This window comes from Bradyrhizobium sp. BWA-3-5 (assembly GCF_032917985.1).
Taxonomy (GTDB): Bacteria; Pseudomonadota; Alphaproteobacteria; order Rhizobiales; family Xanthobacteraceae; genus Bradyrhizobium.
This window is the reverse complement of sequence record NZ_CP136626.1, coordinates 2,166,509-2,192,282: the sequence shown is the minus strand read 5'-3', so window position 1 is coordinate 2,192,282 and position 25,774 is coordinate 2,166,509. Positions and strand designations below refer to the sequence as shown.

The 25,774-nt window shown below is 59.1% G+C and carries 33 protein-coding genes; 5 read left to right on the top strand and 28 right to left on the bottom strand.

What is annotated here, in order from left to right; all coding sequences use genetic code 11:
* Window positions 1-14 precede the first annotated feature (14 nt).
* Complete coding sequence (locus tag RX331_RS10585) at window positions 15-890, top strand: polysaccharide deacetylase family protein (RefSeq protein ID WP_317256501.1); 876 nt, start codon at window positions 15-17, stop codon at window positions 888-890.
* A gap of 47 nt (window positions 891-937) precedes the next feature.
* Here the strand turns inward: RX331_RS10585 and RX331_RS10580 are convergent, their stop codons facing one another.
* The 8 genes from RX331_RS10580 to RX331_RS10545 form a co-directional block, all read right to left on the bottom strand.
* Window positions 938-1,492, bottom strand: a complete 555-nt coding sequence (locus RX331_RS10580; protein ID WP_317256500.1) for a flavin reductase family protein — start codon at window positions 1,490-1,492, stop codon at window positions 938-940.
* A gap of 10 nt (window positions 1,493-1,502) precedes the next feature.
* The gene (locus RX331_RS10575; protein WP_317256499.1) at window positions 1,503-2,729 is read right to left on the bottom strand and encodes an acyl-CoA dehydrogenase family protein; all 1,227 of its coding nucleotides are present in this window, start codon (window positions 2,727-2,729) and stop codon (window positions 1,503-1,505) included.
* Window positions 2,730-2,918: 189 nt separating this feature from the next.
* A complete protein-coding gene (locus tag RX331_RS10570) occupies window positions 2,919-3,206 on the bottom strand; it encodes a hypothetical protein (RefSeq protein WP_317256498.1) in 288 nt (95 codons plus the stop codon).
* A gap of 191 nt (window positions 3,207-3,397) precedes the next feature.
* Window positions 3,398-3,700 carry a hypothetical protein gene (locus RX331_RS10565; protein ID WP_410708170.1) on the bottom strand — a complete coding sequence of 101 codons (303 nt, stop codon included), beginning with the start codon at window positions 3,698-3,700 and terminating at the stop codon, window positions 3,398-3,400.
* Entirely contained in the window at window positions 3,697-4,080 is a 384-nt protein-coding gene (locus RX331_RS10560; RefSeq protein WP_317256497.1) for a hypothetical protein, read from the bottom strand. The genes RX331_RS10565 and RX331_RS10560 overlap by 4 nt, the downstream gene beginning before the upstream one ends.
* Window positions 4,071-4,238 carry a hypothetical protein gene (locus RX331_RS10555; RefSeq protein WP_317256496.1) on the bottom strand — a complete coding sequence of 56 codons (168 nt, stop codon included), beginning with the start codon at window positions 4,236-4,238 and terminating at the stop codon, window positions 4,071-4,073. The genes RX331_RS10560 and RX331_RS10555 overlap by 10 nt, the downstream gene beginning before the upstream one ends.
* Window position 4,239: 1 nt before the next feature.
* Window positions 4,240-4,470 carry a hypothetical protein gene (locus tag RX331_RS10550; protein ID WP_317256495.1) on the bottom strand — a complete coding sequence of 77 codons (231 nt, stop codon included), beginning with the start codon at window positions 4,468-4,470 and terminating at the stop codon, window positions 4,240-4,242.
* Complete coding sequence (locus RX331_RS10545) at window positions 4,467-4,649, bottom strand: hypothetical protein (protein WP_317256494.1); 183 nt, start codon at window positions 4,647-4,649, stop codon at window positions 4,467-4,469. Before RX331_RS10545 ends, RX331_RS10550 begins: the two co-directional genes overlap by 4 nt.
* Window positions 4,650-5,011: 362 nt before the next feature.
* Here RX331_RS10545 and RX331_RS10540 point away from each other — a divergent pair, with 362 nt between their 5' ends.
* Together RX331_RS10540 and RX331_RS10535 are read left to right on the top strand one after the other, a co-directional pair.
* Window positions 5,012-5,596 carry a hypothetical protein gene (locus RX331_RS10540; protein ID WP_317256493.1) on the top strand — a complete coding sequence of 195 codons (585 nt, stop codon included), beginning with the start codon at window positions 5,012-5,014 and terminating at the stop codon, window positions 5,594-5,596.
* Window positions 5,593-6,111 carry a transposase gene (locus RX331_RS10535; protein WP_317256492.1) on the top strand — a complete coding sequence of 173 codons (519 nt, stop codon included), beginning with the start codon at window positions 5,593-5,595 and terminating at the stop codon, window positions 6,109-6,111. Before RX331_RS10540 ends, RX331_RS10535 begins: the two co-directional genes overlap by 4 nt.
* A 166-nt stretch (window positions 6,112-6,277) precedes the next feature.
* Here RX331_RS10535 and RX331_RS10530 read toward each other — a convergent pair whose 3' ends face one another.
* The 17 genes from RX331_RS10530 to RX331_RS10450 all read right to left on the bottom strand — a co-directional run bounded on the left by RX331_RS10530 (window position 6,278) and on the right by RX331_RS10450 (window position 21,284).
* Window positions 6,278-6,514 carry a hypothetical protein gene (locus RX331_RS10530; RefSeq protein ID WP_317256491.1) on the bottom strand — a complete coding sequence of 79 codons (237 nt, stop codon included), beginning with the start codon at window positions 6,512-6,514 and terminating at the stop codon, window positions 6,278-6,280.
* A gap of 439 nt (window positions 6,515-6,953) precedes the next feature.
* A complete protein-coding gene (locus RX331_RS10525) occupies window positions 6,954-7,247 on the bottom strand; it encodes a hypothetical protein (RefSeq protein ID WP_317256490.1) in 294 nt (97 codons plus the stop codon).
* Window positions 7,244-8,719 carry a hypothetical protein gene (locus tag RX331_RS10520; protein WP_317256489.1) on the bottom strand — a complete coding sequence of 492 codons (1,476 nt, stop codon included), beginning with the start codon at window positions 8,717-8,719 and terminating at the stop codon, window positions 7,244-7,246. Before RX331_RS10520 ends, RX331_RS10525 begins: the two co-directional genes overlap by 4 nt.
* Window positions 8,719-9,330: a hypothetical protein gene (locus RX331_RS10515; protein WP_317256488.1), complete on the bottom strand. Its 612-nt coding sequence runs from the start codon at window positions 9,328-9,330 to the stop codon at window positions 8,719-8,721. The genes RX331_RS10520 and RX331_RS10515 overlap by 1 nt, the downstream gene beginning before the upstream one ends.
* A 15-nt stretch (window positions 9,331-9,345) precedes the next feature.
* Window positions 9,346-10,314: a hypothetical protein gene (locus RX331_RS10510; RefSeq protein WP_317256487.1), complete on the bottom strand. Its 969-nt coding sequence runs from the start codon at window positions 10,312-10,314 to the stop codon at window positions 9,346-9,348.
* 1 nt (window position 10,315) lies between these two features.
* Window positions 10,316-10,747 (bottom strand): hypothetical protein, encoded by a 432-nt coding sequence (locus tag RX331_RS10505; protein ID WP_317256486.1) that lies wholly within the window; start codon window positions 10,745-10,747, stop codon window positions 10,316-10,318.
* Window positions 10,748-10,761: 14 nt separating this feature from the next.
* Window positions 10,762-11,415 (bottom strand): hypothetical protein, encoded by a 654-nt coding sequence (locus RX331_RS10500; protein WP_317256485.1) that lies wholly within the window; start codon window positions 11,413-11,415, stop codon window positions 10,762-10,764.
* Window positions 11,412-11,744, bottom strand: a complete 333-nt coding sequence (locus tag RX331_RS10495; RefSeq protein WP_317256484.1) for a hypothetical protein — start codon at window positions 11,742-11,744, stop codon at window positions 11,412-11,414. The genes RX331_RS10500 and RX331_RS10495 overlap by 4 nt, the downstream gene beginning before the upstream one ends.
* Complete coding sequence (locus RX331_RS10490; protein ID WP_317256483.1) at window positions 11,744-12,055, bottom strand: hypothetical protein; 312 nt, start codon at window positions 12,053-12,055, stop codon at window positions 11,744-11,746. The genes RX331_RS10495 and RX331_RS10490 overlap by 1 nt, the downstream gene beginning before the upstream one ends.
* Complete coding sequence (locus RX331_RS10485; protein ID WP_317256482.1) at window positions 12,055-12,417, bottom strand: hypothetical protein; 363 nt, start codon at window positions 12,415-12,417, stop codon at window positions 12,055-12,057. Before RX331_RS10485 ends, RX331_RS10490 begins: the two co-directional genes overlap by 1 nt.
* Before the next feature lie 121 nt (window positions 12,418-12,538).
* Entirely contained in the window at window positions 12,539-13,498 is a 960-nt protein-coding gene (locus RX331_RS10480; RefSeq protein ID WP_317256481.1) for a DUF5309 domain-containing protein, read from the bottom strand.
* 462 nt (window positions 13,499-13,960) lie between these two features.
* Window positions 13,961-14,335, bottom strand: coding sequence for a hypothetical protein (locus RX331_RS10475; protein ID WP_317256480.1), 375 nt, complete (start codon window positions 14,333-14,335; stop codon window positions 13,961-13,963).
* 667 nt (window positions 14,336-15,002) lie between these two features.
* Entirely contained in the window at window positions 15,003-15,392 is a 390-nt protein-coding gene (locus tag RX331_RS10470) for a hypothetical protein (protein ID WP_317256479.1), read from the bottom strand.
* A 347-nt stretch (window positions 15,393-15,739) separates the two neighbouring features.
* Window positions 15,740-16,039, bottom strand: a complete 300-nt coding sequence (locus RX331_RS10465) for a hypothetical protein (protein WP_317256478.1) — start codon at window positions 16,037-16,039, stop codon at window positions 15,740-15,742.
* Window positions 16,032-17,672: a hypothetical protein gene (locus tag RX331_RS10460; RefSeq protein WP_317256477.1), complete on the bottom strand. Its 1,641-nt coding sequence runs from the start codon at window positions 17,670-17,672 to the stop codon at window positions 16,032-16,034. Before RX331_RS10460 ends, RX331_RS10465 begins: the two co-directional genes overlap by 8 nt.
* Window positions 17,673-17,770: 98 nt before the next feature.
* Window positions 17,771-18,442, bottom strand: coding sequence for a hypothetical protein (locus RX331_RS10455; RefSeq protein ID WP_317256476.1), 672 nt, complete (start codon window positions 18,440-18,442; stop codon window positions 17,771-17,773).
* Window positions 18,443-20,738: 2,296 nt separating this feature from the next.
* Window positions 20,739-21,284, bottom strand: coding sequence for a hypothetical protein (locus RX331_RS10450; protein ID WP_317256475.1), 546 nt, complete (start codon window positions 21,282-21,284; stop codon window positions 20,739-20,741).
* Window positions 21,285-22,055: 771 nt separating this feature from the next.
* Between RX331_RS10450 and RX331_RS10445 the strand changes: the two genes are divergently transcribed.
* Window positions 22,056-22,628: a hypothetical protein gene (locus RX331_RS10445; protein ID WP_317256474.1), complete on the top strand. Its 573-nt coding sequence runs from the start codon at window positions 22,056-22,058 to the stop codon at window positions 22,626-22,628.
* 75 nt (window positions 22,629-22,703) lie between these two features.
* Here RX331_RS10445 and RX331_RS10440 read toward each other — a convergent pair whose 3' ends face one another.
* Window positions 22,704-23,990: a PBSX family phage terminase large subunit gene (locus RX331_RS10440; protein WP_317256473.1), complete on the bottom strand. Its 1,287-nt coding sequence runs from the start codon at window positions 23,988-23,990 to the stop codon at window positions 22,704-22,706.
* On the opposite strand from RX331_RS10440, the gene RX331_RS10435 reads away from it, so the two are divergent.
* Window positions 23,990-24,373, top strand: a complete 384-nt coding sequence (locus tag RX331_RS10435) for a hypothetical protein (RefSeq protein ID WP_317256472.1) — start codon at window positions 23,990-23,992, stop codon at window positions 24,371-24,373. The two genes, RX331_RS10440 and RX331_RS10435, sit on opposite strands and share 1 nt — an antisense overlap.
* A 367-nt stretch (window positions 24,374-24,740) precedes the next feature.
* Here RX331_RS10435 and RX331_RS10430 read toward each other — a convergent pair whose 3' ends face one another.
* Both RX331_RS10430 and RX331_RS10425 read right to left on the bottom strand, forming a co-directional pair.
* Window positions 24,741-24,995 (bottom strand): hypothetical protein, encoded by a 255-nt coding sequence (locus tag RX331_RS10430; protein WP_317256471.1) that lies wholly within the window; start codon window positions 24,993-24,995, stop codon window positions 24,741-24,743.
* Complete coding sequence (locus tag RX331_RS10425) at window positions 24,996-25,154, bottom strand: hypothetical protein (RefSeq protein ID WP_317256470.1); 159 nt, start codon at window positions 25,152-25,154, stop codon at window positions 24,996-24,998.
* Window positions 25,155-25,774: the final 620 nt, after the last annotated feature.

The window sequence follows — 25,774 nt, the reverse complement described above, 5'->3', positions numbered from 1 at the left end:
AAAGGAAGCTTGACGTGGCGCTGAGTGATCGCATCCCCTATCAGGCACAGGTCGACCGGCCGAAGCTGGTGCTTCCCAATGGCAAGAAGCTCGCGGTGTGGATCATCCTCAATGTGGAGGAGTGGCGGATCGAAGGCGCGATGCCTCGCACCGTGCTCAGCCCACCGATGGGCCAACCGCTGTTGCCGGACGTGCCGAACTGGTCCTGGCACGAATACGGCATGCGCGCCGGCTTCTGGCGCCAGTTCAAGGCGCTGACCGACCGCGAGATAACTGTAACGTTGGCGATCAATGCCAACGTCTGCAACAGCTATCCGCGGGTGGCCTCCGCCGCCCGCGAGGCGGGCTTCGAATTCATGGGCCACGGCTTCCTGCAAGGACCGATGCACAAGGTTGAGAACCAGGCAGATGCGATCAAGCGCTCGGTCGAGATAATTTCCAAGTTCACAGGAAAACCAACACGATCTTGGGAAAGCCCCGGGCTCACCGAAACCGAGGATACGCTCGACTTGCTGCGCCTCAACGGCATCGAATATGTCGCAGATTGGGTGATCGATGATTTGCCGCAGGACATTGCGACGCCGCACGGCACCATTACGACGATCCCCTATTCGGTCGAGACCAACGACATCGTTATCCATGCACTACAGCACCTGTCCTCCGAGCAGTTCCTGAAACGCTGCACCGATCAGTTCGACCAGCTATATCTCGAAGGTGCGTCGAACGCTCGCGTCATGGCGATCTCAATCCACCCATACATTACGGGCGTGCCGCACCGCATAAAGTATTTGGAAGCGTTGCTCGATTATGTCCTTGGCCACGATGGCGTAGCGTTGATGACAGCCAGCGAGATTGGCGACTGGTACCGCGCGGAGATGGCAAAGCGCTAGATCGGCTCTATCTCAGGACCGCGGGGAGCCGGCAAAAGCGCGATCGGTCAAGAAGACTTGTTGCCATCTCCGGCGATAAACCGCCCAAAGGAGCCGCGCGCAAACAAGAGAGGCTCCTGGCCATTGTAGGCGTAGGCTTCGACCGCTCCCAGAAAGATGATGTGGTCGCCGCCGTAATACCGATTGGCCGCCCGGCATTGAAAATTGGCGACGCTGCTTGTCAACACCGGTGCGTTACCGAGCCCCGGCGTCCAGCCCACGCCGGCGAATTTATCGTCCGACGACTTTGCAAATTGTAACGCCAGGGCTTGCTGCGACACGCCAAGAACATTGACGGCAAAATGACTGGCATTCTGAAAAATCGTGAGCCCTTGAGAAAACATCCCAAGGCTCCACAATACCAGAGGTGGATTGAGCGATACCGAGGCAAAGGAATTGCATGTCACGCCATACGGCCTTCCATCTGCTGACATGGCCGTAACGATGGTGACGCCCGTGGCGAATGAGCTGAGCGCGTTGCGGAAATCGCGCGGATCGATCGCCGAATTGTCGCTGGCCAGTTCATTGGCCGGATCGGCCGGATGTTTGGGTACATCAGACATCCGCCGAGCCTCAGAGTGTCAGATTTTCGGACGGTAGGCCAAGCGCCACGCGTCCATAATTGGTTCCCGCCGCATCGAAATTGAATGCGAGGTGCGAATTCACTGCGTGCGCATCGCGAAACTGCCGCTGCAATGCGCCTGACGTAAACAGGCTACGCGCGCCGCTCGCGGCGAACAACATCGAGACCGCTTCGGTGCAAAGGTTCACCGAAAAGGCGCCGTCCCGCCGAAGCCTCGTCTTGCCTGCAATATCTGGAACGTGCCCGCGCCTCGCATCGGCCATCGCGTCGACGCAATTGGTGCGCATCACGAGACGGGCCGCATCGATCTTGGCGGATGCCTCCGCGATCTTGATCTGGGTTGTCTGCAGGTCGCTAAGCTTGGCGCGGTTGTAGGTCGAAGCCCGATGTCGCGCCAACTCGACATAATCGTTCAGGCAGGCTTGGGCATTGCCCAGGCCGACGCCCGACAAGACGTAGGGAAACAGTGAGAAGACCGGCAGCGCGTACAGTGCGTTTGGATTGACGACACTTCCCGGCGTCGGTCCGCCGGTCAGATTGCTGACCGCGACCGTCATGTTCTCCGCAACAAAACTATCCTCGACCCACACATCGTTCGAACCAGTACCGCACAACCCGGTCGCATTCCAGGTGTCGTTGATCCTGTACTCGCTCCTGTTGAGGAGAAATATCCGGTACTCGATTCCGTCGGCTTCATCGTCCGTGGCCACCACGCCAGCAAGCATGTTCCAATCGCAGGACTCGACCCCCGACGAGAATGGCCAATGGCCGCGCAGGACGTAACCTCCACCGGTTCTTTTCGCGCGGCCGGCCGGAAAGATAAACGACGAGGCGATCAACGCATCGGCATTTCTGTCCCAGACCGCGTCCTGCGCCTGCCTGTCAAACATGCCCAGCATCCAGTGATGGCTGGCAAGGTTTGCAAAATTCCATGCAACGGAAGCGTCGGCCTGCCCAAGCGCATCGGCGCAATCGACCAGGGCCACATAGTCAAGCTCGGCACCCCCGACACGCCTGGGCTGAACAATTCGAAACAGGCCAGCGTCGTGCAAGTCACGCTCCGTCTCCGGAGGCAGTCGCCGGAGTTCCTCTGTCCTTGAAGCGCGATCGCGTAATTCCGGAATCAGAGCCTTTGCCCGTGCGACCATGGCACTATAGTTGGCCGCTCCCGGTCCCGCGGGTAGATCCGCATCCGGCTTGCCGCAGTCTCCGGCCATGTGTCTCCTCGCCTGCTCCGTTGCTATACGCCGCCCGCGCTTTTGCCAGTCTACCGGCTGATCGCCAATGATCAAGGCGCACAGCAAGCATGGCTACCCCGTCGCTGGCCAAGCCCGAAACGCCAAAAAGCCCGGTGGCTGCAAGGCCACCGGGCTAAATGGAGATATGGGTATGGAACGATCCGACCGCTATTCCATGTTCTTCCGCCAGTAGAGGGTATTCGGCCAAGCCCAGGGATGCACCGGAGCAAACAGGCGATAGCCTGCGCGAATGAAGTTGTTGGCTGAAGGCAGGTTGTCGGTGGTGTCGGAAACGATCGAACTCCATCCATTCACCCGTGCACGCGCCTCCATGGCTCGCATCAGGCGTAATTGAAGCCGATGTCCGCAATGCGCGCCCAGCACGCCAACGCGGCAAAAATAGCCCGCACCGAAGACGTGGGTAGACGGGACAACGCCGGCAAAGGCAACAGGCATGTTTCCACGAAATGCAAGCCACTAATGCCCTTGGTCAAATGCCGGAACCGGCGCGCTATCAAGAAAAGTCAACTGATGAAGCTCGCCGAGTGTGTCTGCGACATCCTCATCTGTTGCTTCAACTTCGCGTATCCGATACATCCAGTCACCCGAATTTGAGCTCATCGTTCGTACCGGAGCGCGTCAACCCATCATTTGCCGAGCGTCGCCTTGATGCCGAGCCAGACAGCGCCAATAAAACCCGTTGCAATCACGGTAATCACGGCCTTGAAGCTATAGCTCTGTGCCTGTTCGACGCTTCGACGCCACCGCCGCAGGTGCTGAAAATCCGCACGCAGTTCGCGCCGATCTGCTTCTTCGATTCCGAACGACGTAAGCGTCGTTGCGACAGCTTTGAGAACGACGGCGTCGATATCTTCGTGACGTAGCCTTTGTTGTTCGGCCAACGTCTCGATGATGATGGCTCTGATATCCGCAGCCTGCATCTCCGTCATCGTTTGATAATCCGTGCTACGTTCTCGAAACCCCGTTTGGCGAAATAGAACGAGACCACGAGGTTGGAGGTCACCGCGGCAAAGCCCGCGAGCGGATCGGTCGTGCCAAGGCCGAGAACCTTGTCCCAGACCAACAATTTTCCGAAATAGATCGCCACGAAATATCCCATCAGCTTATCCGGCTCATACCAATGCCCGATCTCGGCAAGCCGATACTGCATGATGGCGTTCGTTTCGGAGACCTGCGCGGCAATCTCGGCGGACGCCGTCTCGCTCGCGATCTTTTCCGAAGTGTTGCCGGCCGCCAGCTTCGCCTTATAACCGTGGATCAAACCCTTGATGACGGGGCCGCCGATGAAACTGATAATGGTCATCCACATTTGCGTGCCTCCAGCGTCAACCAAACGGCGAATACGACCGCCAGCCCTTCGGCGCCGAAGACGCCGGGGCGAACGTGATACAGCTGGCTCACGATCCAGATCGTCCATCCACCGGCGAGCACGGCTAGCCAGATCAACACAGCAAGAGCGATCTTCATCTCAGAGCGTCCGGCGGCGGCAGGCTTCGGTAATCACGCCCGCTAGCGCGGCAAACGCCAGCATCTTGAACGATGATTTGGCATCCAGGCTCGACAGCTGCGTGAAATCGTACCCGGAGAAAGTGGCGATCAATCCGGCCCCGACGATGCCGACGATGTATTGGATACGCGCCCAGAGGATCGTCACGGAATCCCTGAACCAGGCTTTGATCTTGTCCCACGTGCTAATCATGCTTTTCTCCTGAAAATCGCGCCGAAGAGGTTGGCAATGAAGGCTCCGATGGAGCCTTGCGACGGATTGATGATCGAGGGTACGATAGGCTTCCCGGCCGGAATCGGCGTGCCCGCCGGTTGCGGGATGAGCGTCGCCTCCGTGAACGTGATGGTCGGATCAAGCGCCATCATCGCCATCAACAGTCCGGCGCAACCAAGCTGGCTGTCGACAACGTTCGGATCGTAGACGCCGTCGCGGACATATTTTCCGGATCGATACTGGTCGGTCCCCGACCAGATGTAGGGCGACGGCCTCCCGCGCGCTGCATAGCCAAGCCCGTTATACTGCTCGAGCTTGGCCAGTGTCCGGCCGATACTCCAATCCTTGTTGCGCGCAACATAAGGAGCGCAATTGGCGAGGGCGTCGATCGCCGCCTCCTCCCAGGACCTGAACGGCCCTCGACCGGCAGGTACATGGACGGAAACCCTGTTCCAGGGATCGCCCCATATGCGTTAAGTTTATTCTTGAGTGTTGGAATCACACGTGATTCTAAGGCGGGATGGCAGACGAATCGCTTCTGAACGAGGACTGGACGAGAGCGGTTACGCAGCTCGGCGGGGCTGCGCAGCTTGAAATAAGTGCGCGCCAGACGAAGGCTTTCGTGCGGCGGCGCCAAACTCCAGATGCGGTGTCGTTACTTCGGCTGATGCTGGCCTATTGTCTGGGTGAAAGAGGGTTGAGATCGACAGCCGCGTGGGCTGCTTCTGTTGGCCTTGCCGACCTCAGCAGCGTGGCGTTGTTCTATCGCCTGCGTCAATGTGGCGATTGGTTTGCAGTGCTGGTGGAGGGCTTGCTAGCTGCGGCAGCCCCGAAGGCGAGCCGAGGCCGCCTGATCCGCATTATCGATGCGACGACAGTGCCTCAGGCAGGACCGGCTGCGCGCAGGAACAGTGAGCTTTGGCGCGTTCATAGTGCGTTCGATCTGCCATATGAGCGCTTTGGTCACTTCGAGCTGACAGATCAGCAAGAGGGCGAAACGTTTGACCGGATACCGGTGGTCAAGAACAAGATCCGCATTGCTGACCGCGCTTATCTGCAACCTGACCGCATCGCCGCTGTCCGCGACGCCGGGCAGACGTTTTGATCCGAGCGGGCTGGAAGAACGCACGTTGGCTCGATGCCAAAGGCCTTCCGTTCGATCTGATGGCCCAATTGCGTGCGGCGAAGGCGCACGGACTGATCCATCGGAGGATTTGGATCAAACGTAAGGACCGTGCGCCTCTGGCTATGCGTCTGGTCGCAGTCAAGAAGTCCGCCGGTGCAGTCGCGGCTTCGCGTCGTAAAGCCCGGCGAGACGCACAAGACGAAAACCGCGCCATCTCCAAAGAAACTCTGGAAGCCGCGGATTGGGTCATTCTGGTCACGTCGCTCGCACGGGACGAGCTCTCCACCAAGGATGTACTCGCGCTCTATCGACTGCGATGGCGCATCGAACTTGGCTTCAAGCGACTGAAGAGTCTGATTGGTCTCAAGACGCCACCTGGAACCGATCCGCGCTCCGCCAAGCCCTATCTGCTGGCACACCTCTTGATCATCCTGCTGCTCGAGCCGCTTGCCAGCGACTTCGAGGACTCTCCCCGCTGGATGCAGGCCGCCTGACCACACCTGGCGCTTGGCGTGTTCTGCAACAACTCGTTGCATCCTTGCTACAAGCGATCATTCCACAACCAACCATCCGTTGCTTCCGCCGCAGAAAACGAGCGCTTGGCCGGCACCTACACGAGCCTCCTCGAAAACGTCGGTATCAATCGATGCTCCCGCTACCTTAACGCCTATGGGGATCACCCTGCGCCAATGACCCACCCCAGTCCTGCGAGCACTCGCGCTGGTGGATGACGGCAATCACCGCCCATGGCACGCCGGTTTTAGCTGAGACTGCTTGATAGTGCGTCTTCGCGTTCGCGGCGACCAGATGCCGGGCAACAGACGCGAAATTCCGCGTCAGCTTGGCATTTGCCCAGCACTTCGCATTCGCCGCAGCAAGGGCGTTGAGGTCGATCATTGATGTTCTCGGAGTGGTTGTGTAGGAAAGAGCTACAAAGGAGAACAATATGTCAGTAGTTGAAGTCTTCAGAAAGAGGCTCACGTTTGCGAAGCCGATTCTCGAAACTCTCTTTTCACTTGAAGCTCGGCTTTCAGAGTGATGGGCAGCGGCTGCCCACCACCGCTTGTTCCTGGCTCAATGGGGAATCTATCCGGTACCGGAGTTCTTCGAACACAAGATCGGTCTATACTGGATGTGGAAGGCGAAGCGGTCTCCTCATTGGGTAGAGCGCGGCGTCTTCTCTCTGCTAGCGATGAAGCCCGGCTGTTCAGCCGCAAGGCGCCTGGCGACGCCTGATTTCTCCGGCGGCGCCGAGGTTGAGGGACTTGCCTCGACCCCGAGCGTCCTGCGCGGCACCGTTAGTGGACCGCCATCTACTCCTCGATCGGCATTCTCGTCAGACCCAAACTCCTCGCCAAGCGTCGGTCGAATAGACATCGAGATCTCTGGCGATCGCCGGTGCGGCTGCTGCGCTGGACGTGATGTCGAAGCCGCATCGGGGATCATCGCGTGCGGTGACCTGCAGGTCTACCTCGCCGCCCACGAGGCGTGCGGTCACCGTCGTGGTCGCCGATCCCGTTGCGAGCGTCACGCTTCCTACTGCGTTCGATCGGCCAGCCGCGAGCTGCTGCAGGGCGAGAATGACCTTTTTCAGATCGGTCTCGGTGATCCCTGGTACATAGGCCGTCATAGCGTGCCACCCGTCGTGAGGTCCGGCACCACGCCGGCGCAGAACGTCCACGTCGTCGCGGCGGGGATACGAACCTTGAACCGCGAGTAGCGGGTATCGCGCATCAGGTCGCAGCGGCCGGTTCTGGTATTGACCGCGACTTCGTCGGCGGACGCCGACGGCGCCGACGGCGTATCGCGATAAGAGACCGAGCCGTAGAGCGCAAGCGCATCTGTGACGGGTCGGAAGCCACGGATGATGAGACGATTTTCGTCGGTCCCCTGCTCGGCGCTTTCCATCGTGGCCTCGAGATTGGCGCCGCGAAAGAAGCCAAGCGCATGCGAGCCGTCGAACTGCCCGATCTCCGGCTGAACGGCGGTCGCATAGGCATCGAGGCTCAGCGTCAGCGCATCCAGCGAAGATGAAATGCTGTCGAGATTTTCAAGCGTCAGTCCCGTTTGCGAAACACCAAGCAGATACTCGCCTGTCACCGACACCGGAAAGAACCGGTCAAGCAGGAAATCATAGCCGAGCAGCTTGTCATAGACGGTGCCGACCGCGCCGGAAACGGACTTGTAAGCCCAATACACACGTGTGCTTCGCGGATCAGCCGCACCGATGAACAGCTGCAGATTGCTCTTGTCGAGATCGGCAAGAAACGTGCGGTCGACCTTTTCCCGGCCGATCTGTTCGGGGACACCGCCGGGCTCGATCTTGTGAAATCCTTGGCCGGCATAGAAGAAGATTTTTTCGCCCGCACGGACGATGGAATATGGCGCGTAAAGGCCCTTGTCCTGGGTGATACGATCGATCTGGAAGATCAGCGGAGATCCCGGGACATACGACATGCGCCGGATTGCCTGGTCCTGAAAGATAATCCCGTGCTCGCCGCCGGCGACGCCGCGAACAACGCCACCGTCAGGAAAGTCCTGATAGTCCGACGAATTCGTGCCGCTTTCCCACGTCGTCGTGGCATTCAACCCAGACCAATGAATCCGGTATTGGTTTGACAACAAGCCAGATAGCACAAGGAAGCGGCCGATCACGGATATGTAGGCCGCTTGAGGCGGCGAGCCGGCACAATCCGCAAACGCGCCGGACAAAGACAGGTCGAAAACCTGCAGGACTGTATTTGCGTGCGTCGCGAAGACCAGATTGCCGAACTGGGCAAACTGCCAATTGGCGACCTGCCCGCCAAAGGTTGGCGCAATATACGTTCCGCCGCCCTTGGAAACGTCGATCCAACTGAAATCCGTATTGTTGAGCCGGTAGAGCTTGTCGCTGGTGCCGGCGAACGTGATGACCGTTCCATCCGACTTGAGCGCGTAAAATGCCCCGCGGCAGGCGGACGGCAGCGCGGTGGTGTAGGTCGACAGTCCAGGAAACGGACCGTAGCCATCGCCGCGCGGAATCACGTTGCGAATATTCCTGGTGGCTTGGCCTTCATAATCACTGACGTCGGGGCGGTATTCACCGAAGGGAATGAGCGGCATTATTCAACTGTCCAGTTCTCGGATTGCTTGATTGCCGCCGTCCAGGGCGACGGCTGTGCCGCATGCACGGACCATGTTTCCGACTGCGGCGTCTTCGGCGTCCAGGCCTCGCCGTTGCTTCCAACGGCCAGCCAATAGTCGGTGTCGAATGGGCGCGGAAACCAGGCTTCGAAGTCGCGTGTGTAAGCCGCGTCGAAGCCCTCAATCACGCAAGCTCCGGCGGAGCACGCCATCGACGGTTCGAGGTCGACGACCTGCCCTGAAACCGCCAAGGACGCAGCTGACGACAGCATTCTCGTTGCAAATGCGGCAGCGTTAGCGCCAACGGAATAACCGCCGGCGGCGGCTGAGAGCCGACGCTGAAACGTTGCGGCAACACCGGCCACCGAATAAGAGGCGAGTGAGGCAGCCAGTGCGATCCGAAGATCTGCCGATTTACCTGCTAACGCGAATATGCCAACACCGCAAAACTGTATCGATTTAAACGCAGCATTCTGTCCCGAGACAGCATAGGCTCCGCCGTCCGCAATCAAAACTGTGTTGGTTAGCCCAATGCGCGGAAGCTGTCCAAGCGCAAGACGGCCGATCGCATCAGAGCCGAGAGGCGACATTCTTTGTGTTTCCGCTCACTGAGTGCAAAATTCGGTAATAATGACGAGACCAGGCGAGCCGCTCCCGCCCTGTCCATTCGCGGTCACGTTCGACGACGCCCCGCCACCACCAGCCCCGTAACCCGTAGCAGCTCCACCCTGCCCGGCAGCGCCGCCAGCGTAAGCGCCTTGTCCACCGCAACCAAAGAACGAATCCCCACCGATACCGCCGCACGAAATGATGCTAGTCCCGCTCGAACCTTGGCTTATGTACTGACCATTGCCGCCTACCCGGCCAGGGAGCGCAAGATCACCAACACCAATATTGGCACCGGCTGGCCCCACCGTGGCGGAGGCGCTGTTTACAAATCCACCTCCAAACCCGCCATTGGCTACGCACAACGAACCGACACTTGTTGCTGTGCCGTTGCTGCCGCCGTTAGCGCCGTTCCCCCCGCCCCCCGCATTTCCAATGGTAACGGTCTGAGAAGCCCCGACCATCGCGGCAGTCGCGAACGTCCGAGAGTATCCGGCCGAACTGCCGCCGCATGCGCCGAAAGTGAAAGCCGCTGTGCCGGCACATCCGCCTCCGCCTCCGCCACCGCCTACGCACTCGATGATGCAATGGACCATTCCAGCTGATGGCGCGTATGTTCCGCTCGCGGTGAACTTTTGAACCTTGACGGTCCGAATCATCTGCAAATCTTCTGCGAGCGCGACGACTGCGACCTGCGGAGGCGCCGAGAAGTTTATTTTCGCCGTCGTACCAAGCGAGTTGAAGCGCACCGCCCCTCGAGCAAGCACGCCCGTTCCGGAATTGTAAGTGCCGGTCCCTACCTCCCATTGCGAAAGATCGGTGCTTTCGGCCCGGTAGCTGTAGGTCGCACCATTGACCGCTCCCGCGGCCGCAGGCGACTGATAGCCGGTCACCGTGCTCGAATAGATCCAATCCGTTGTGCCGCCAGAGGTCGGATTGAAACGGCAGAGGTTGAGCAAGGATGCCATGTCAGGTAATCGTCAAGATGCCGTTCGTCTGGTCGATATCGACCGTGAACGTATTTCCATTGGTCAGGGTGATCGGTGCTCCATAGTCCCACCAGCCGATCAGCGGCTTCGTGGCCGAGGTGAAGTTGTAGAGCACCGCATACTGGAACGGACCGATGGATCCTCCGGACGCCGTCCATGCCGGGTCGCTTCCGCCGGTGAATTTAAACGTGCCGGAGGTCTGCGTACCGGTAACTGTGCCCACGCTGACCCCACCGGCCGTGTAGCCGTTCGCGGTGGCGAGATCTGCGGGTGTGTTGTAGACCGTGTTCGTCGCTACGGGAGCCGTGTTGCTCAGGTAAATCCTGTATACGTGCGAAGTACCGGTTTTCATGTCGTGCAGTGCGTTTGCGACATCGAGCACGAAGCAATTGAACTTGTTGAACGACGCCATTTGCCAGGAAACCCCTAGATGACCTGGCCCGAGACGTGAACGGTCATCGGGCCAGCGTTGAAGGTAGATGTCAGTCCGAGATTGTTGAGCTCGTTGAGCGCGCTCGAGAAGCCAAGCCCCCAGGTCTGGATCCGCCCGTCCTCCTTCATGTACGGGGCGGATTCCAGAAGCGCGCCGTAGAGATAGAGATCCGGCGCAAGCGTCAGGAGCCAGTTCGGATCGTTGGTGGCGAGCGGTGGAATGCTTCGCCGGTACACCATCTCGACGGTGTAGGCGGCGTCCGGGGTGGGCGCGAGTTCGATCTCGTCCCCGAACACCGTGAAATATCGCGGCTGTCCCGCGACATCGGATATGCCGAAGCGATACTCGTCTAGCTGCGTGCCTGACTTGAAGGAGAGACAAGGCTTTCCTGCCACGCTCGACAGCCGGACGCGTCGCATGGACTGAAAATCAGCCGGCAGCGAGAGGAATTCCGGCTCGCTGAAACCGAGATCGACCAGCGCCGTTGCGCGCTGCTCCATCTGGCGTACGAACAATTGCCGGTTGAATTTCGCTTCGGCAAGCTGGATGAATGTCGGGATCCGCGCGATCGGTGTGGTGTCCTGATCCCTCGCCAGATATTCGGTCACCGCCGATTGCAGTGATGCATAATCCACGATTTGCGTCATGGCAGCTCCGCTGACCAGCCAGCCTGCAGTTTTGGTCGGTCGGTGCGCAAATAGGCCCACTCGGGATCATCAAGCTTTCGCTGCACGATCAGATCGAACTCCGGCGTGAACATCCGCAAGCCGGTGTTGCCGCTTGCGTGCTCCTCATCGAGCCATTTGACGTAGATGACGTTGGGGATACGCGCGACATGGCGTCCCCAATCGCTACGCTGCTCGTCACTCCTGGCCTGCTTGTTCCACTCCAGGATGGGCTCGACATCCTGGATGTGCTCGATCGCAAGGTCTCTGCCGTTGCTATCGAGATGCGGCCGCACCAAGACGCCATCCATCACGACATCTCCGTGACCCAGAGCGTCCCCGCCGTTGCGGTAACCAGGCCGTTGGTGACGGCCTTGATCGCCGAGATCCGCTGGCCCGGGCTGACGATGACGTATTCGATGGTGTTGGCCGGCAGAAAGGCGTCGGCGGTGGTCGCTGTTTGCACGCCATCGCCGATCTTGTAGTGACAGGCGGAGTTCGCAGCCAGGCGCAATTGATACGTCCCCGCGCTGAAGGCGCTCGCAATGCCGACGCTGGAGTCGTAGGCAATGGTCTGACTGGCGCCGACGCGAGAGGCAGGATTCTTCGGAAAGAACGACATCAGGCGGCCCTCACGGCAATTGAAAAATGCATCGGCACCGACGCGCCGGAGGCACCGGATGGGGTCAGCACGATGACGTCGTCCTCGTTGAGATAGGTGGGCGATGGCGGTACCACCGAAAATAGCTGGCCGGCGGCAGAGCCGGCCTGCGTCACGGTAAATGTCGCGAGCGTCGCGGCGTTCGCGGCGATCGTGACGGTCCCGTCGGCGGTGGTGATGGCACCGCCGAGAATGCCGGCGACCTTCGTCAGACGGCAGCGGAAAGGCACGCGGACGTAGGCGGCGACAGGCGACGCGCCGCATGACGGCGTATAGGCGGTGAGATCAGCGGTATTGAGTGTGCGATTGCCTGGAAGCGGCATGTCTCAGGTCTCCAAGATGATTTTCAGGATGCGCCGGCAATTCCGGGCTGATCGCAAGGACCAGGCCCGGAAGCCCGCGATTTTCGGCTGTCACGCGCAATCCGAAACGACAGGCGAAGCGTCAGGTCGTGGTGTTATCGAACACTCCGCCGGAGGCCTTCTCGTTGCGCGCAACGAGGGCGTATTCCGCGAGGATCTGGCAACGATCGGAATCGCCCGTCTTGGCGAGAGGGATTGATGTCATGTTGCGGCCGTTGAGATAGGCGACCGCCCATTTTTCCATTTCAAGCACCAGGACGTCGCGGTCGCGCTGGAAACGGCTGGCGACCACCTTGAGCTTGCCGAAATCGGACTCATAGGCGTCGACCGAGGCCACGATCTTCTTCGACTTGGCTTCCTCGATCGCCGTGGACCGGCCGGTAAAGGTCGAGAACACCTGCTTGTTGAAGGGGCCCGTGAAGATGATTCCCGGCTTGCCTCCCTTGGTCCAGATCGACGACAGCACCGATTTCAGTCGCGCTTCGGTGAATGCGATCTGAGTGCCGTCGGTGCGGATCGCGGTGCCGTCCGCAACGCTCGGATCGGCGGCGCCGCCGGCTGTTCCCTTCGACGTATTGGATACGATCCAGGAAAGGACCGACGCCGTCCGCCGTGGCGTGGTCGTATTGCCTGCCACCTTGGCCTGGTTGGTCAAAAGGATACTCTCGATATCGCGCTTGAGTTCGAGACCTTTGAGCATTTCCTGATAGGCCAGCTCGTTGTCACGACCGGCGTGGTCGACCGCCTGCTGCGTGCCCGACACCTGCGCCACCTTGTAGGAAATCTGGCAGAGATTGCCGAGACGAGCCGTCACCATGGTCGGATTGGCGCCGGGATCGTCGCCTTCAAGCTGGGCATTGGCGGTGGACTGAGGCGCCAGCGACTGCGTTTGCCATTCATGGTTTACGGCGGTCGCCTTTTCCTTTTCGACGCCGCTCATGAAGGGAGTGTCGGTTGGATCGATGCGATAGATCATATCGCTGAGGTCTTCACGGTTACCGACCGCGGAATAGGTGGTGACGGTATTGGCAGGTAGAGCCATCTGTTCGTCCTTTGTGTAATCACGGCGCAGAAGAGAAACGCGTCGCATGCATGCGAACGTGTTCCTCACGCTGGCGGCGCGGGTGATGATTGGTTCAGGGTGGGCACATCTCGGTTACGCGATGGTGCGGAAGCCTCGGCTTCCGGTTCGGCTTGCGAGACATTCTTGGCCGGGCGCCTGCGCATCGCGCAGGGTCAGCATTGTCAATTGGTCAATCCGCTTTGCGACGGCAACCGGTGTCGATGCGGCTGCAAACGACGATGATGTTCGGATCGAATGACAAGATCGGCGCTACGACCGATTCAAAAAGCCCGCGGCCAGTTTTCTGTCCGCGGGCTTCAGTATTCTTGCGATGATGACTTTATGCCAGTGATTTGCCCGACATGTCAACTTTTTTCGATCGGCTGCGATAGCCACAGAGCAACTAGAGAGGAGAACTCCGGGCGCGGCTTCAAGCGCAACTCATCGTCGGCCGTGTCGCGACAATTTCCGGATCGGCGGACGATCGCCGAAGCGATCGGCAAATGAACCCTCGCTATCGTCAGGAACAAAAGGTACGGCCAGTGCTCCGACTTCGAATGCCGAAGCCGGTGGCTTGTTGGCCTCCTGCTCATTCAGCCGTCGGATGTGATCCATCAGTAGCGCGGCCATCCCTCGCGGCTGGCTCGGCCAAGGAGTTGGCGAAGAGACCGCACCGTTCGCGGAACGCCCTACATCGTTCCAAGGCTCATCGAAGGTTGGCGAACCGGCGTTCGAATCCGGATAGTCGTATTCGAAAACGTTGTAACGACTGGGCACGCCCGCTCTGGCCGCCGAATCGCGAATGGCAGGCGCCATCCACGGCTTCGAATAGTCTTTTGATGCCTCGAGGGGCCCAAACCCATGAGTGACGCCGACAGAAGGTGTCCCGACAGTGACAGTCCCGACGCCAGCCCCAACAGTATCTATGTTTCCTCCGACATTGTATCGGACGGCTCCCATTCCCGGGCTCCACGAAATGGACGGCCCCGTCAAGAGCCCTTCGAGATCGGGTGTGTATCCGCCCGAAAGACTTAAGCCGGGGGTGCCGCCGTAGAGCTGAGGGTAGGTTCGCCCGTGGCTGTCGATGTACAGGCCGCCCCCCAATCCAAACGGGAGTCCAAAGGTTGCTCCGGCGTAACTTCCTGCTGTCATGTCTCTTCCTTATCGCTCAGGGCTACCGCCCGATTGCAATTTCATTTTTTGGGTGTTCGGACCTGATCGTCGAAAGCAGTTGCCGGGCAAAGCGGCTAGGCAAGCACGGCCAATGCTGATCAGTTGGTCGGAGAGAAAGAGGCGCAATGAACTAGAACGCTTGAAGTCCACCGCGCCCTTGTATTCGGCTCACAGGGGTGCGCCGCCAAAGGACCCATCGGCAATCAGAGATGCGCAATGCGAGGTCTTTGCATCGCGAGCGGCAAAGGAAACAAAGTCGATCACAGACTCTTAGACATCCGGCGTCTAGCGGCTGACCAGAAGGATCGACTCATGCATCCGGCTCCTGTCGTTGTGGACTTTCCTTTTGCTCCCGCGCCAACGCCTGACTGCAGTTCTCCATGTAGTTCTTCCTGGCCTTGACCGAATAAACAACGCTCCAGCAGAAAACAGCAAATGCCGCACAACCAGCGCCGATTTCCTGGAGCGAGAAGAAGCACAATGAAACACAGAGAAATCCCACGCTCCCACCCCACAGCGACTTCACATACTCCGCTTGCAGCTCCAGCGGTGTTGAAGGACTTAGCGCGTAAACGGGAAACGCATAACGTGATGACAATTGCGGAGGAAGCGAGTCGATCACCGAATGGTAGACCATCTGGTATTTGGCGGCCGTCCAGATAAAAGCCATCACAGCCCCGACGACGAATACAGCAGCCATCTGCGTACCTTCCGGCGTTAATGTATCTGGCGATTCATTGAACTAGAAGCATTACGTACGGAGGCTCAGTTTGAGAAGTCCAAGCTCCGTTCGTCCGGCATCCCTGGTCGAAGGCGTAACTCACCATATTTGTTCAATCCGGAAACAACAGACAGGCCCGCACGTGCAAGGCTCGTTTTACGTTACGCAAGCACCCTCGGAATAAGCATCGCGAGCAAACAAGAAATGCAACGTCGGCGATACAGCCGTAGGTAGATGACGAAATCGGGCTTCGCCCGACTAGAACAAAATAAGAACGAAGTCAAGTCCTCTCCCCTCGAACGTGTTGGCCGTGCCCTCGTTACCTGTCACAAAATTCCGAACCGCTTCTTCCGCTCCGCGACCTGCGCTAGCTCCTTCAACTCGGCTTGCGCCAGCTTGCCGTTGGCGACGACGGCGTTCAGATGATCGCGAACCTTGCCGACAATGTTGATCGCAAGGAAGAGCTTCTCGCGACCCGTTACATCGTCGATCGCCGTCGCCCGCCAGGCAAGACTGTAGTTTTCCTCGAGCGTCCTGAAGGCCTCGGTCAGAGGCTCGCTATCGACCAGCTCCTGCGCACGCACTGCCTTTGCCACTGCTTGACCCAGCCTGTTTTCGTCAGACATCGCAATTGCACTCCCTGTCCTTCGCTTGCGCATCGTGACGTTCGCCAGCCGCCACCATCCTCAGCGCCGCCTCCGCGACCTCCATGTCGTGCCGGGCCTGGGAATGCTGCATCTTCTGCCGCTTGGTCGTGGCCTTCAGATGTGTCTCCAGCACTTTCATTTTGGCGTCGAGCTCGGCCTTGATCTTCGCCAGCTCGATTTCGGCCTGCATCTTGACCTGCTGGTGAATCGCATCGGACTGTATTCTCTGTTGCTCGGCCTGGGCCCTCGCCTGTAACGCCAGCAATTTCGGATCCGATTGCGACGCTGGTGGCGCCGGCGGCGGATGGAGAAGCTGGCCGGTCTGTGGATTGACCGCGGTCGGATCGTTGAAGAAGCGGCCCGGATTCTTGTGTCCCATGATCCGCGTCAGCTCCGCCGCTGTGTTGTAGAGTTCGCGATCGCCGACCATGTTGACCTTTCCGCCGGCGATCAGCTCTTTCTGGATGTTGGCAAGCGCCATCAATTGCGAAAACTGCTGCGCCTTGGCGCCGGAACCAAGGCCGACATTGATGGTCATGTCGTCCCGCGTCTTCCAGGCGCGCGGATCGACCGCGACCCAGGCATTGCGGAGCCGCACGGTCTGCTGCGACTGGCCATGCCTGCGGATCGTGCCGTGCAGCAGCGCGAAGATATCGCGCACCCCTTCGGCCATGAGGCGTGCGATAAGCTTGATCCGCATCTGCGAAGCCGAGAACATCTGTGACACTGCCGTCGCCGACTGGTTCTGCAGCGCATTAGCGTCGATGCCCTGCGATTGCCGCGAAAGCCCGGTGCGGGTCTCGAGCTCGGCGTCGAGATATTGCATCATCGGATAGATCGACGTGGTGATGTCGGGCACCACCTGCCAGTTCAGCCCGCCCGGCGTCTTGGTACGAACCACCCCGCCTGGCCGCCACACCAGGAGATCGTCGAGCGTGTTCGGGCCGGCATTAGCCTCTGAAACCTCCACGCGTGGGTTGTTGTGCAGATAGAGATTGTCGAGCGCGCCGCGCTTGAGCGCGGTCTTCTCCCGCTGCAGCGGCATCACGAGATCGGCAATCGAGCGGCCGAAGAAGCGATGCGTCATCGGCACCGGCGTTGTGGCCGCAAACGGCATCGCGTCGAACGGCGTGATGCAATCGCGCCCGCCCTTGCGCAGGATCTCACTTTGGTCGCCGCCGGTGATGACCTGATAGAGCGAGGGCTGGCCATCGCCTTCATAATCCATGCGCACATAATGCTCGGTGATGCGGACCAGCCGCGCGGCCGCATTAATACTGTCGCCAGGCCCGCCAAAATGCTCGTCCGCGGTGTCGCGGGCCAGTGTCTCGACATTGCTATGTCCGTTGTAGTCGTCGAGCGACTTGATCTGCTCGGCGTCAAAACCCTCGGCGATCAATTGCGCCTCAGTCTTCGTCACCACCTCGTGAAAGCAATAGTTGCAATCGCGGATGCTGCGTGCGCCGCGTTCGATGCCGAACTCCTCCGGCGGAACGCCAAGCACGCGGGCTTGAGCGAATTTCCGCGTGGTAACAATGGTGACGTCGTGCGCGACCGGCAGCGAAGGCGCCGGCAAGGCCGGAGCCGCCTTCAAGGGGGGTGCAATGTTCATCTGTTTCTCCAATTTGTGCGCGGGGAATGTCGATACGGCGGCCAAGGACCCACCTCGTCTCGCGGTACAAGACGTGTTCAGCACCAGCCGTCGATCGCTCAGCGATTGCGCAGATGTTCCTGGATCAGGCCTAGCAACCCGCCACTCGGCGGCACGTCCGGACCTGATGGATCGAACGCACCTGCTTCCGCCAACAGGGCTGGAAGTCCGCGGGGCGCTCGTTGGAAAGCGAGTGGAAAAAATGGAATGGGAAGCGCACCTCTAGGGGAGATATTCGACGGCGATGGACGCGCATCTCCGGCGGGAGGCTGCAATGAACCGGATCCCGGGAATCCATGCTCGAAGACGTTGTTTCGGCTTGGAACACCGGCTGCGGCCACGGAATCGCGTACAAACTCATTGTTCCACGCGAAGCCATTCGGCGTGCGTATCGAAGGTATCCTTCCTATCGAAGGCTGCACCGAGCCGGACTCCGGGAATCCATGCTCGAAGACGTTATTTCGACTGGGAATGCCGGCTACGGCCGCAGAGTCCCGTACGAACGCGTTGTTCGCGGGGCCATTCGGTTGCGGTCGGTAGTAATTTTCCCAGTAAGCACGGTCTGAATCGTAAAGAGCCCATGCATCAGCATAGTCATGCAGACGAAAATCTCTCTTAATCCGATCTGCGTAGGCCTCCGGTCCATTCGGCTCGTCGACACCAGCAATCTTATTAGCGACGATCGCACCACCAATCCTCTTTGCCGCTTCACGTGCCAAGAAACTCCACATCAGAAGTCTCCGCCTTAGTTTGAAATGAAGTTTGCACAATGAGATTGCAGCACTCGGATCGAGGACGCGTCAGATAACAAACGTCTTACGTTCGCCTCACATCGCCCTCGCCAGAACATTTCGCGGGTGGGAAGTGTTCAGAGGCCTGCCCTGACGAGCAGAACAAGTCCAAAAACCACGATGAGGCAGATGACAAGTCCTACGACGCCTGCGGCTGTCGATTCGATCTCGATCCGCCCATGTTCGTCGCGCCGATAGCCGAGCAAATTGAATTGCCCTGAGGAAACGGTGAGGGGCTGAACACAAATCTTGCCGGACGAAAAAAGTGGCAGTGCAAATCGTGCTACCGTGTACCCCACTATTTCGATCAGTATCTGAAGTAAAATGTGCATGCGCTGCCTGGCAGGTTCACCAACTAGCCGAAATTACACATCCCAAGCATAGCGATGCACGATTATCCAACTACCCCGATAAGGAAGTCGAAGATAGACATGGATGCTCGGCAGATAGTCAGTCGGCCAAGACTACACACTGCGGGCACCGCGATCAACAATACATCTTGGGGTTGTCGCGTGAGTAGGTCTGCACAAGTTCTGCATAAATCTACCCGCCTGCCGGACTTAACGGCCTCGGTCTTCGTCATCACCTCGTTGAAGCAGTAATTGCAATCGCGGGTGCTGCGGGCGCCGCGTTCGACGCCGAACTCTTCGGGCGGTATGCCCATCACACGCGCATGGGCGACTTTTCACGTGGCGACGATCGTGACGTCGTGCGTGGCCGGCAGTAGGACGCCCTCATGGGAACGGCATAGTCATGTCGTTTGATCTCATTTGAAAAGCGGGTCATCACAGGCGCCCCGTCAACGACCGTCATGACACAGCAATCTTGCCGGCTAGTAGCCACGCTCGCGGCTATTGCGCAGGTATTCCAGAATGAGGCCGGGCAGCCCGCCGGCAGGCGCCGCTTCCGGATTCGAAGGTTCAAATGCGCCAATTTCCGCCAACAAGGCCGGAAGCCCGCGCGGCGCCGGCTCCGAAGACGGCGCGGGCGTTGAAATCCTACTTATATAAGGTGGCCCAAACAGCCACTCGGGAGGACGAGAAGGCGGATCCACATCGCGTGGAGGCGGTATGATTGGAACGGGGGCGTATGGACTGGGATCCGTCGATGATGGCGGCGGCGGAAGAAGCTCCCACCAGGGACGAGGCTGAGGCCCCCGCATCAGCTGATCGATTGTGGGAATCTCTGTGGGGACCTTTTCTCGCAGGCCAGGACCTTGAGGGGCAAACGGATTGCGGTTTGGATTATCAGGCGAACGCGCCATGCTGGTACCTCGGACTTGTGGATTTGTGAAACGCAATAGTTCGCTGGCTGCGCATCGTCGAGACGACGGAATCATCGTCGCGCAAGTGTTCATCGCGGCTCCTGGTAGAGATACGACGAGCGCGAGTTTCAAACGACGCTGTTCAGGAGCCGCATCTTAAGCAGAACACGAGACAGGATGTTCTGGTGCCTATCCGCCTCGACGCATGCCGAGGCCAGGCCGAAATGGCTCAGCCAAAGCTCTCTCAGTGTCGAACGATGTCCGGCGGAAATGGCTGAAGGGGGCGGCTCGTGCAGATAGCGTCGCGCGCCTTCACTGCCTCACGATGACGATTCTCTAGCTGGGTCAGCGAAACACTGGAAATGTCACACGACTCGCGATGATCGCTGGCATAGCGAACGATCCTACCCCATGTTATAGAAAAGTGATTGTAGGCGTCGCATCGTGCGGATGTTGCAACACCGATCGTTCCCTTGGCGATCTCTGCGGCCTCGCTTCGCAGCTTCTCCAATTCAGGACACCGCGCCTGCGCCTCGGCAGGGCTACAAAATGTAGCTAACGCCGTCGCTACAAGGGCTACCGAACATCTGCGCATCGCTAGACTCCTCCCCCGCGACAGTCCAGCCAGGCCGGCTCAGACACGACAATCAACGATACACCTTATGATTGCTGGGAGCAAATCTGCACAATTTCTGCATAGATGACACGGGCGAGCCGGCTGCGATGGGTCGTGTCCTTCTACGATCAATGATTCGGTGTGCCTATCCCGGCTTCAACGTCGTCACACTTGATTTCCACGGACAGAAACATCGCTGCCTGGAATCGCGCCGTTGAGGCCCACCGATGGCAGGAACGTCGAAACATTTCCGCTCAGGCCGGTCCTAAGCGTATCAGTTGAGGTCATTCCCTGTCTCAGAAAGACGGTGTTCAATCCCACCGCGGGCATTCCCAAACTACGCGTCAACGTACTGGCTAACCAGCATTGTGCGCGGTATGCGCCACGATCTTCATAGCGCCATCGGACTCAGCCACAGCCTGCGCAAGCAACGTAAATTGATCATCCGTCAGATCGTAATAAGTCTCGCGGCTCTCCTCCTCTCGCTCTTCCCACCAAACCTTCACGATGCCGATCTTCGAGAGCAGCGCGTCCTTGATGAAGGAATAGAGCACCATGAAGCCGGGGTTCTGCTGCATGAAGACGTGATTGACATAGTCGGTCTCTTGCTGCGCCGCCGCTTCGTCCTCCGGACCGACCGGCTCGAAGCGCACGACCTCGTCGGAGCCGGCGAAAATATCCATCAGCGGTGGCATCAGGCCTTCGATGGTGTCGGCGACATCGGTCGAGACCGCGCGCGAGCGGCCATCCTGCGCCGGCATGTCCTTGGACATGTCGCCGAGATAGTAATCCATCGCGTCGGCGCGCTCCTCCGCCAGCCGTGCGGCCGAGATCGCGGCCAGCGCGTTGGCCCTTTCGGAGGCGAGCATCGCCTTGAGATCGGAAGTAGACATTTTGGGCATGAACAAGATTCCTGCTTTTGAGGCTTGATCGCGGGAGCTGCGAAGCGGAGACGAAGATCGGCGCAGAGGTTCACACCGCACCACAAACTAGTGGATCGGCCCGTTTTACGGACGACGCTTCACTAGCCGCATCGCCCGGTACTCCTCGCCAGGACGCTGATCCGAACAATCGAAGATCGGCGGTGGAGTGATCCATAGCGGCACCGGCTGGCCCGTGACGATCCCGCGTGCCCTCCGAGACTCTGGCAATGGTGCAGGTTGGTTTGGATTGCGTGGAGTCGTTCCTACCGCAGTTGCGGTCCAGTTTCCGAAGCGATCATCGAGCGAATCCTGGCGGTCGGAAGGAGCAATTCGGGAGAACTGCCGAACTGGAGGCGCGCCGGTGTCAAACACCGGTGCAGGCGACTGGCCGCTCCCGGGATTGCTGGAAGCGGATGTCCATTCTCCAAAGCGCTTTTCGATGAGGCTCTGCTGGTCCGGAGAAACTATACTCGTGGGTGAAGGAAACGCACTCTTGTTGGGTGGAGCCGAAGTAACTTGTGCCACTGCCGAGTCTGCGAGTTCGTTGCTCGAGTTGATGCCGGAGATATCCAGATATTGCTGGTATTCTCGCGGATAGTGGCTTTGCTGATTCCAGAACGCCGCGGGATTCGAACGTGATGATCTTTCACTCCGGTATTGCCCATCGTACCGATCGGTTCGCCTGCAAAGACCTTTTGGCTTACTTTCATTTTCTGCGAATCGGTGTGCAGGATCTCATGAGACAAGCCATTGGCATCTCTGATCGCTATTCTTGCCCAGCGCTGGTTACGGCGCCCGATACTCGCTCGGCGAACATCAAACGGAAAATTCCTGGCAGTTGGCGAGCTGATTACTGTCCCCAAGATGTACAACAAAGCGTACATTGAGGAAAAGAAGCGAGCCGAAGAAGACGCCAGATACAAAGTACCGGAGCAGCTGTTGAACCCAAAGCAATGGTGCCCAAAGGACGGCATCTACGCCAGCCCGGGCGCAGACTTTGGCGATCGCTGCATGAAATCAGGCGAAGTCGTTGTCGGTCTGAGCGAGGGGTCAATCTCGAGCGGCAAGGCGGAATGCAAAGTCGTTGAACTGATGAGCACGGGACTGACGGTCCGCTTCGCTGACCTGCAGTCCGGCGGAAGCGGGCAAACAAGCATCGTCCTCGAAGAAGAAAGCCGACGACGCGAAGCCGCGAAAGGATCCCGGGACGATGAGCGCAGAGGTCATCCGGATCAGCAGAATAGACGACAACACGTTCCATATGCAGAAGACCGTGGATCGGAAATTCAAGGAGGACGGCGGCCCGGTGACCTACTGTCCTGAAGATGCGCAGCGCGCTTATGCGGCAAGGACGACGAAGAAGTAGCGGCGATGCGGCGTGCCGTTGCCGACTAGCCCTCACCTCCAGCCCTCGTCTGCATAGCGGATCGTCCGGTTGAAACTTCCTGCCCTCACCGGCGCCTCGTAGCAGATCGCCATCAGTCCCAGTGCATCGGCGGCATGGCTCGACCAATCATGCTCCGGCCCAAGCCCGACATTGCGAACGTCGTCCTTGCGCTCGTGGTAGAAGCCGATCGCGTCCCTTCCGGCTTCGGTCGTCGCCTCGTTCCACCATATCTGCGAGCCCAGACGCCGCAGCGCCTCGATCCGCATCATGGCCGCGCCCCTGCCCTGGTTCTTCACCGGAGGTTCGACAGTAAAGCCGGCTTCACGCAGGTGATCCTCGTAGCGCTTGCCGGTGATGTTGTTCTCGTTGATGCCGTCGTGCGGCAAATGAAGGATGGCCTGCCCATAGCCGCGCGAGCGCAGCCAGTTGACGTGAAACGCCAGCACTTGGCCCACGGCTTCATAGTAATCCAAAACCCTGATTTCGTTCCCGACCCACTGCACAATCCAGATCGTGAACGCGTCTGCCGTCGCGCCAGAGCCGCCGATGTCGATGAAGGCGCGCAGCGGCAGCAGCGGATCGGCGGAGACCTTTCCGATCCGCCCTTGCGTACGCGCCTCGGCCAGCATCTGCGCGAAGTAGGCCCCCTCGAACGCTCTCACGTAATCGCCTTCCCAAATGTGATCATAGCGGTCCGGGTAAAGCGAAAGATCGGTGCGGCGCTCCTCTTCCAGCACCGGCGGAAACCACGGATTGTCTCGCCAGTTCGCGCTTATAACGATTGCGCCCGGCGGCTTGCGCGCACGCAAGAAATCGTCGATCGCATCAGATTTTCGCCGGGGATTCCAGGAGGCCCACAGCTCGGAATTTTCCGCACGGATGGTCGGGCGCAGCAACGTCAGGCTTCGCACGCTCAGCGTTTGCGCTTCGTCAATCCAGGCGATACGAAATCCCTCAAGACTCTTTATCGACTCCGCGGTGTGGTCCTGAAGCCCGCGAAAAATAATGAGGCCGTCTCCAGGCGTTTCGATCTTGTCATTGAACAGCTTGAATCCGCTGCCGACGCCAAGCGAGGCAATCTTGCTTTCGATCAGCCGCTTCGAGGACTGCGCCAGCGTTCGCTGCGCCTCTCGGATACAGACCGCAAGCGTTCCGCGTTCGACCTGGCAGGTTTCGACCAGGAGTTCGCCGAAGAAATGCGATTTACCCGAGCCGCGGCCGCCGTAAACACCCTTATATCTCGCGGGCTCCAGAAGTGGCTCAAAGACCTTCGCTGTCGGAATTTTCAGGATCGACAATGGCGAGCCCTATCTCAGTGGATGGAGAGGCGCACGACAGGTTGTGGCAGCGCAAGGATCGAAGAGCCGATATCATCGGCATGCAAACCTTCGTCACCGTGACCGGAGAAGTGGTCATCATCGCGCGTGGAGGATTCAGTCGACATCGAAGATGGCGATTGCCAAGGCGATTAGCCGAAGTGAAATCACCCGGCTACTCCGTAGAAGCACGGTGGAAAGTAGGGTGGCAACTAGTCAGCGGGGATATTCGCAGCTATCGGCACGCATCATCGGTGCCGTTACTTCCTCGCAAATGTGGCATAGTGGTAGGCAGACTTTCGCTCTTCGACTTCATAGACAAAGCCGACTTGGACGTCGTCGTTCGAGAAATCGATGAAAAATGATCTTTGATCGGTGGTCATAGGCAATTGGTTTAATGCAGCGTGATTTTACGACCTGTTCAACTAAGACACCGGCCTCGCAATCCCGAAATGGTGCGTGTCGGGTTTTCAGATCATTGTACGGAGTAATCCATTCCCTTTCCTTGGAAAGCAATTGATCCAATTCGGCAACGTAGGATGATACTCTCTCGGTGCACGAATTCGATTCGGCTCGCGCGACTGACCCGTGTGCGAAGTACAGAAGAAACACTGCCACCGCCGCAATGCCCGGTCTGTCCAAGTTTATCGTTGGCAAAGCATTCATCAGAGGGTACCCGGCGCGCAGCAGTTTCATGCGACTCGTGAGATATGGCATACAACAACGCAAAAATTACTGGTCTCCCCTGTCAGGGTGCACAATAACGCGCTCGATTCGGTGTATGAGTTCCAGCGTTCCCTCACCACTGTTCTCCAGCGGCTGTGTAGCCTTGCCCCACCCGCGATCGAGGATGGCGTGGGCGGCGGAGACGCGGGCGGCTGGCGTTGCATCCTCGCTTCGCATGATGCCGACGAGAACGCGGATCGCGGTTCGGGTGTGGCTGCGTGCAAGAGAGCGAATCTCGAGAAGAGCCTTTGCCTTTCCCATCTAGGCGTCCCGTTTGGCCGATCCGGCGCGCCTATGCGGTACGGGATCGACAGGATCGGTGACGGGTCCGTGCCACGAGCGGAAGGCAATCGCCGGAAAATCCGTCTGCACGTCGTCGCGTTTGGGGCGGGGAATGAATTGGATGATGTCGGTGCTCACGAGAATTCCTCCGATATGGCGATGAAGACGAGACCGATGAGTGCAAGCGAGATCAGACAGGCGGTCATCAATGTCTCTTTCGAAGAATAGAAATGTGCGGCATGATCGCGGTGTGGGCGCAGATCATTTGGGGCGCGAACCTTATCCCTTCGCGGGGCCGCATGCGGCGCGTGACGGTGCGCGCCGCGGGCCGGGCATGTTCGCGCATGCACGGCCAATAATATGAAGGTTCGGACGACGGCGCGCTCGCGACGCCCGGCGGGGGCGTTGGGAGTTGCGGCGTCGATGGGCGGCCGCCGTCCGATTCGAGGATTCCAAGCAAAAAGCCCGCGGCGGATCTCTCCGCGCGGGCTTTCGATCTTTGCGATGATGTGCCGGTGAACGGCGGATCAAGCCGCTCTCAAGTGGCTACGAGAATTCGATGCAACGGTCTCGACGATCCGCCGACCGCCTTGACCATCACCTCCGAGAAAGGAAAAAGCCCGCCGCCGTTTCCGGCGCGGGCTCTACGGAATTTGCAATGATGTTAATATGCACCTGATTTGCCCGACGCGTCAAGTGCGGAAGCAACAGATTCGAGCCGGAGCAGTACTGACATCGAAGCGAAGGCTAAGTCGTGG

What these genes read in the sequence shown, in the direction of transcription:
- RX331_RS10580 (WP_317256500.1), bottom strand. Translation starts at nt 1,492, where the DNA reads ATGTCTGATGTACCCAAACATCCGGCCGATCCGGCCAATGAACTGGCC.
- RX331_RS10575 (WP_317256499.1), bottom strand. Translation starts at nt 2,729, where the DNA reads ATGGCCGGAGACTGCGGCAAGCCGGATGCGGATCTACCCGCGGGACCG.
- RX331_RS10570 (WP_317256498.1), bottom strand. Translation starts at nt 3,206, where the DNA reads ATGCCTGTTGCCTTTGCCGGCGTTGTCCCGTCTACCCACGTCTTCGGT.
- RX331_RS10565 (WP_410708170.1), bottom strand. Translation starts at nt 3,700, where the DNA reads ATGACGGAGATGCAGGCTGCGGATATCAGAGCCATCATCATCGAGACG.
- RX331_RS10560 (WP_317256497.1), bottom strand. Translation starts at nt 4,080, where the DNA reads ATGTGGATGACCATTATCAGTTTCATCGGCGGCCCCGTCATCAAGGGT.
- RX331_RS10555 (WP_317256496.1), bottom strand. Translation starts at nt 4,238, where the DNA reads ATGAAGATCGCTCTTGCTGTGTTGATCTGGCTAGCCGTGCTCGCCGGT.
- RX331_RS10550 (WP_317256495.1), bottom strand. Translation starts at nt 4,470, where the DNA reads ATGATTAGCACGTGGGACAAGATCAAAGCCTGGTTCAGGGATTCCGTG.
- RX331_RS10545 (WP_317256494.1), bottom strand. Translation starts at nt 4,649, where the DNA reads ATGGCGATGATGGCGCTTGATCCGACCATCACGTTCACGGAGGCGACG.
- RX331_RS10540 (WP_317256493.1), top strand. Translation starts at nt 5,012, where the DNA reads ATGGCAGACGAATCGCTTCTGAACGAGGACTGGACGAGAGCGGTTACG.
- RX331_RS10530 (WP_317256491.1), bottom strand. Translation starts at nt 6,514, where the DNA reads ATGATCGACCTCAACGCCCTTGCTGCGGCGAATGCGAAGTGCTGGGCA.
- RX331_RS10525 (WP_317256490.1), bottom strand. Translation starts at nt 7,247, where the DNA reads ATGACGGCCTATGTACCAGGGATCACCGAGACCGATCTGAAAAAGGTC.
- RX331_RS10520 (WP_317256489.1), bottom strand. Translation starts at nt 8,719, where the DNA reads ATGCCGCTCATTCCCTTCGGTGAATACCGCCCCGACGTCAGTGATTAT.
- RX331_RS10515 (WP_317256488.1), bottom strand. Translation starts at nt 9,330, where the DNA reads ATGTCGCCTCTCGGCTCTGATGCGATCGGCCGTCTTGCGCTTGGACAG.
- RX331_RS10510 (WP_317256487.1), bottom strand. Translation starts at nt 10,314, where the DNA reads ATGGCATCCTTGCTCAACCTCTGCCGTTTCAATCCGACCTCTGGCGGC.
- RX331_RS10505 (WP_317256486.1), bottom strand. Translation starts at nt 10,747, where the DNA reads ATGGCGTCGTTCAACAAGTTCAATTGCTTCGTGCTCGATGTCGCAAAC.
- RX331_RS10500 (WP_317256485.1), bottom strand. Translation starts at nt 11,415, where the DNA reads ATGACGCAAATCGTGGATTATGCATCACTGCAATCGGCGGTGACCGAA.
- RX331_RS10495 (WP_317256484.1), bottom strand. Translation starts at nt 11,744, where the DNA reads ATGGATGGCGTCTTGGTGCGGCCGCATCTCGATAGCAACGGCAGAGAC.
- RX331_RS10490 (WP_317256483.1), bottom strand. Translation starts at nt 12,055, where the DNA reads ATGTCGTTCTTTCCGAAGAATCCTGCCTCTCGCGTCGGCGCCAGTCAG.
- RX331_RS10485 (WP_317256482.1), bottom strand. Translation starts at nt 12,417, where the DNA reads ATGCCGCTTCCAGGCAATCGCACACTCAATACCGCTGATCTCACCGCC.
- RX331_RS10480 (WP_317256481.1), bottom strand. Translation starts at nt 13,498, where the DNA reads ATGGCTCTACCTGCCAATACCGTCACCACCTATTCCGCGGTCGGTAAC.
- RX331_RS10475 (WP_317256480.1), bottom strand. Translation starts at nt 14,335, where the DNA reads ATGGCGCCTGCCATTCGCGATTCGGCGGCCAGAGCGGGCGTGCCCAGT.
- RX331_RS10470 (WP_317256479.1), bottom strand. Translation starts at nt 15,392, where the DNA reads ATGGCTGCTGTATTCGTCGTCGGGGCTGTGATGGCTTTTATCTGGACG.
- RX331_RS10465 (WP_317256478.1), bottom strand. Translation starts at nt 16,039, where the DNA reads ATGTCTGACGAAAACAGGCTGGGTCAAGCAGTGGCAAAGGCAGTGCGT.
- RX331_RS10460 (WP_317256477.1), bottom strand. Translation starts at nt 17,672, where the DNA reads ATGAACATTGCACCCCCCTTGAAGGCGGCTCCGGCCTTGCCGGCGCCT.
- RX331_RS10455 (WP_317256476.1), bottom strand. Translation starts at nt 18,442, where the DNA reads ATGTGGAGTTTCTTGGCACGTGAAGCGGCAAAGAGGATTGGTGGTGCG.
- RX331_RS10450 (WP_317256475.1), bottom strand. Translation starts at nt 21,284, where the DNA reads ATGCCCAAAATGTCTACTTCCGATCTCAAGGCGATGCTCGCCTCCGAA.
- RX331_RS10435 (WP_317256472.1), top strand. Translation starts at nt 23,990, where the DNA reads ATGGCGAGCCCTATCTCAGTGGATGGAGAGGCGCACGACAGGTTGTGG.
- RX331_RS10430 (WP_317256471.1), bottom strand. Translation starts at nt 24,995, where the DNA reads ATGGGAAAGGCAAAGGCTCTTCTCGAGATTCGCTCTCTTGCACGCAGC.